This window comes from uncultured Gimesia sp., assembly GCF_937910335.1.
Taxonomy (GTDB): domain Bacteria; phylum Planctomycetota; class Planctomycetia; order Planctomycetales; family Planctomycetaceae; genus Gimesia.
This window is the reverse complement of record NZ_CALEMX010000241.1, coordinates 1-4739: the sequence shown is the minus strand read 5'-3', so window position 1 is coordinate 4739 and position 4739 is coordinate 1. Positions and strand designations below refer to the sequence as shown.

General features: G+C 47.0%; 4 protein-coding genes. 2 read left to right on the top strand and 2 right to left on the bottom strand.

Annotation, left to right across the window (positions count from 1 at the left end; genetic code table 11):
- The coding region (locus Q0668_RS09640; RefSeq protein ID WP_298863480.1) for an acetylxylan esterase at window positions 1-1707 on the top strand (1707 nt) is incomplete at its 5' end.
- 11 nt (window positions 1708-1718) lie between these two features.
- Here the strand turns inward: Q0668_RS09640 and Q0668_RS09635 are convergent.
- Window positions 1719-2663: a polysaccharide deacetylase family protein gene (locus tag Q0668_RS09635; RefSeq protein WP_298863477.1), complete on the bottom strand. Its 945-nt coding sequence runs from the start codon at window positions 2661-2663 to the stop codon at window positions 1719-1721.
- Between the two features lie 155 nt (window positions 2664-2818).
- Between Q0668_RS09635 and Q0668_RS09630 the strand changes: the two genes are divergently transcribed.
- On the top strand, window positions 2819-4396 hold the full coding sequence (locus Q0668_RS09630; protein WP_298863474.1) for a sialate O-acetylesterase: 1578 nt from the start codon (window positions 2819-2821) through the stop codon (window positions 4394-4396).
- Between the two features lie 113 nt (window positions 4397-4509).
- Here Q0668_RS09630 and Q0668_RS09625 read toward each other — a convergent pair.
- Window positions 4510-4739, bottom strand: a 230-nt coding sequence (locus Q0668_RS09625; protein ID WP_298863471.1) for a hypothetical protein, incomplete at its 5' end; no start/stop codon positions are given.

The window sequence follows — 4739 nt, the reverse complement described above, 5'->3', positions numbered from 1 at the left end:
ACAGCTCCCAGTCCGGCCGAGCTGAATCATGTCTATGCTCCAACAATTCTGAAAACGGGCCGCACTTATCAGATGTGGTTTACTGATGTCTCAAAAAAGCACTGGTGCATCAAACATGCATCCAGCCTGGATGGAAAAAAATGGCGTGTCACTACCGATCCTGTTTTGGAAATCGATCAGGAATGGGAATCAGGGCGTTTATTCTACCCCACTGTGCTGAAAATAGATGATGTCTATCTAATGTGGTATGGGAGTTACTGGACAGGTCGCAAAAACACGACGGCACTGGGATTCGCCGTTAGTATTGATGGACTCAAATGGTATCGACATCCTGCCAACCCCGTATTCAAACCGGCCCCTGAGCGTCCCTGGGAATCACACTATGTCACCAGTCAATCAGTCATGGCGTTTCCAGACGGGAGCTTTCGTATCTGGTATGCCAGCCGTAAAAAACCACCTTTTGTAAATAAATATTTCGCAATCAACACAGCTAACTGGAATGGTCCTCAATCGAAAACGGCCTCATCCACTCAAAAGAAACCCGCTGAATTTACAAACTGGAAAAACCAAACCAGGCAGAAATTGAAAAAAACGATGGGTATCCCCTCAACGAACGTTGCACTCAAGAGTGAAAAGCGAGGCGAACTGGAAATCGACGGCACGGTTATCGAAAAGTGGGTTTTTACCAGCGAACCAGGTTCGAAAATCCCTGCAGTTCTTTATCGTCCGAAATCTCTGACAAAACCCGCTCCCGCAATGATCCTGACCTACGGACATGGAGGCAGTAAAAGCCAGTGGCAATACAATTACGCCGCCTTAGCATATGCCAGGGCAGGTCTCATCTGCCTGGCCATTGATCCACTTGGTGAAGAAGAACGGAACATCAAAGGCAGACTTGGCACACGAGCCCACGATCCGAAAGCGGTCCACGAAAGGGCACTCGCAGCGAATCGTCCCATCATGGGAAAACTGGTATTTGATACCATGCGCGGCATCGATTTTTTATGCCAGAGAGATGATGTTGACCAATCCAGAATTGGCGTAGCAGGGAACTCACTGGGGGGCGCCGTTGCCAGTTGGATGGCTGCTTTAGAGCCACGACTCAAACTGGCGATTGTTTCAGGCTGGGCTTACAGTAACGTTACACTCCGCAGTAAATATTGTACGAAAGTTCCCAATCAAAAACTGAGAGAACTCTGCACCTGGGAGGAATTCCTCTCGCTGGCTGCCCCAAATTGCGCTGTAATGGTCATGAACGGCGATGCCGATTGGATCATCGATTCAGACGATGATGGCACTGCCTGGCGAAATACGCGGACAGCTGTTACCAAAGCAGCTAAAATCTACGATTCGCAGGGTGCATCAGGAAAAGTGCATGCCTGGTTCGAATCTCAGGGAGGCCACCGACCTTACATGATCCACAAGGATGCCCTGCTGTGGATTCACCAACACCTTGGCACTCCCCTGCTCTCGAAACGACAGATTCAGAAGCTCCCTACAATCAACTCAGGCCGCTGGTGTGATTTGAACCAGATTCAACTCGAACGGTTGTATGGAACCCAATTGCATCAACGGGGAGCAACACTCGTCGATTTTCAACTTTCGTATTTGAATCGGGAGAAACTGAAGTGTCTTAAACCAGAGGAACAGGGCGACCCCGCTTTTTCCCTGGAAGGTTGGCTGAAACAAATCGAACACAATGATTGATTCAAGACCCGTTATTCAGCCGCAGCCACTTTCTTGCGGGCCATTGCGTGGAATTTTCTCCAGGTAATCACCTCAATGCCCTGCTCTTTGACTTCCTTGATGACCAGCGGATCGGTAAACACACGGCGGTCTCCATCTCGTCTGGAAGAACTATTCGTAATATTTTGAAGTTCCTGATTGTCGAATCCGCAGTGAATAATGATCTGCGTTACACCCGGCTTGAGAGTGCGCAACGTTTGCAAATAAGTATTTTTTCGCTTCTCATAATCACGTTCTCCGTAGAATTGGACCAGCTCATCGAGTACGGGCAATCCATTTTTTTTCAGAACGGCTTTCAGTTCTTTTGCTTTCTCCGCGATCAAACCATATTTCTTCGGATCCAGGTTTGCCACAAACAACACCGGCAACTCGTATTCAATTCCCAGATTGACATACATTTCGAGTAAATCAGGACGACTGACCACGGCTCCCATATGTGTATCCAGATGCGTTAGAGGTACACCAAATTTTCTAGCACGCTTTATTTGAGCGCGCAACTCTTTTTCCGCATCTTTTACATTCACATGCGCCATAACCTGCCCGACATTGTCCCAGAGGTAATTTTCGCCATCCACTAAACTGGGAACCTGATCACGCGAGGTGACAGGACCCCAGCGATAATTTTTCCATTCGGAATTAAGTGTGAGATGAATCCCATAATCCCCTTCGGGATGATTTTTTGCATAGTCAGCAAATTCTTTAAACCACGGACAGGGAACCATAATACTCGCCGATGAAACGATTCCTTTTTCCATGCCTTCAATCGTGGCGAGATTCACTGAATGTGACATGCCTGCATCGTCGGCGTGAATGATGACGTAACGTTTCTCATCAGGCTTATCATTTTCTGCCTGCACAGAAGTAAACGAAAAAGCACAACTTGCCAATGAAAGAAGTAGACACAATAGCCGTTTCATGAATCACCATAACAATTTAGAACAAATGAAAAAAAGATTTGATCCAACGATTAGAGAGGTATCGCTTGAAAATTTAGCGCACTAAGATCAAGCTATAGCAGAATACCCTGATTGATAAGTCTTCACTATTCTACTCATCCTGCAAGGAACAACACATGAATCGTCCCTCCCCTAGACCACTAGCAGTGGCTCTACTCATACTGGTAGCATTGAATGCCTTTAATGTAAACCAGGCACAAGCAAAAATCAAACTTCCTGCCATTATCGGCGATCACATGGTCCTGCAGCAAGGACAGAAAAATCCACTTTGGGGTTGGGCTGACCCTGGAGAAAAAATTACCGTTTCTGTCGACGGACAGTCTCACAGCACGACTGCCGACGCAAAAGGAAAGTGGATAGTCAAAATTGATCCCCTGAAAGTCGGTGGTCCTTACGAAATTACCATCAAAGGTAAAGAAGCCATCACGCTGAAAGATGTGCTCTCAGGCGAAGTCTGGATCTGCTCCGGTCAGTCAAATATGGCTTGGACCGTGGCTTCTTCCACTGATGCCGACCTGGAAATCATGACAGCCAACTACCCGAAAATCCGATTGATATCGGTACCACAGGTGGGAACACAGGAACCTCAAGACGATTTCAATGGTCAATGGGAAGCTTGTACCCCCAAGACGGTTGCCAATTTTTCTGGTGTCGGCTATTTCTTCGGACGACAACTATATCAGACCTTAAACGTACCTATCGGCTTGATTGATAATGCCTGGGGGGGGTCTTCTGCAGAAGCCTGGGTCAATCGCAAGCGCCTGGAAGAAGAACCCGCTTTCAAAGGACTGATGGAACGCTGGGAGCTGACTGAAAAAACTTATGATCACGAAAAATCGATGGAGCGATACAAAAATCAGATGGAAAAATGGAACGCCGCTGTAAAAGCAGCCAAAGTTGCTGGCAAACCAGCACCACGGCGTCCACGTCCACCACGTAATCCACTGACTGGTAATCACCGACCTTCCAATATTTATAACGGCGTGCTTCACCCTACTATTGGATATGGCATCAAAGGCGCCATCTGGTACCAGGGTGAATCAAATGCCAGCCGTGCGTACCAATACCGTAAACTCTTCCCATTTATGATCCAGAACTGGCGCGATGAGTGGAAACAGGGTGATTTCCCCTTCTACTGGGTACAGCTTGCTGACTTCCGTGCTGAAAAATCAGAACCTGCTGACAGTGACTGGGCCGAACTCCGCGAAGCACAGACGATGACCATGAGCAAACTCCCCAATACGGGAGAAGCCGTTATTATCGATCTGGGTGAAGCGGTTGACATTCACCCCAAAAATAAGCTGGATGTTGGAAAACGACTGGCGCGTTGGGCGCTGGCTAAAGATTATGGTGTGAAGGTTGTGCATCACAGCCCGCAGTACAAATCAATGGAAGTCAAAGGCAATAAAGCCATCCTCACCTTTGATCATGTAGGCGGCGGATTGGATTTATTCGACGTCAATACCCCCATCGGTTTTACGATTGCGGGTGCGGACAAGAAGTTTGTACATGCCAACGCAAAGCTCCTTGGCAAGGACAAAATCGAAGTCTGGAGCGATGCAGTCGCGAAACCAGCATCTGTCCGTTATGGCTGGGCCGACAACCCCATCCTGAATGTTCAGAATAAAGAAGGTCTCCCACTAACGCCTTTCCGCACCGACGACTGGACTGGAATTACCGTTAATAATCACTAGATTGAAGAGATTCAACTTGATGTGATACAGTATTGATGTAAAAAATGCCTCAGGGAAATATTCCTTGAGGCGTTTTTTAAATACCGCCAAGAATCTATTTGAAAAGCCCGCGATCAATTCGTTTGAAGTACTTGTGGATTTGCTTTGAGCTCAATAAAGATTTGTAATGCATACTTTGCGAGGTTTTTCTTATCTTCAATTGAATTGATATCCTGAAATGTTTTAAGGCAAGATCGCAGTTTGAAGAAATCGAGATCGGCAATCTCTTCTAAATTATAGAATCCCATCTTCCAGTCCGGAAAAAACCGTTCCTGTGTGTAACATGAACTGATGCGGTTCACTC

What these genes read in the sequence shown, in the direction of transcription:
- Q0668_RS09635 (WP_298863477.1), bottom strand. Translation starts at nt 2,663, where the DNA reads ATGAAACGGCTATTGTGTCTACTTCTTTCATTGGCAAGTTGTGCTTTT.
- Q0668_RS09630 (WP_298863474.1), top strand. Translation starts at nt 2,819, where the DNA reads ATGAATCGTCCCTCCCCTAGACCACTAGCAGTGGCTCTACTCATACTG.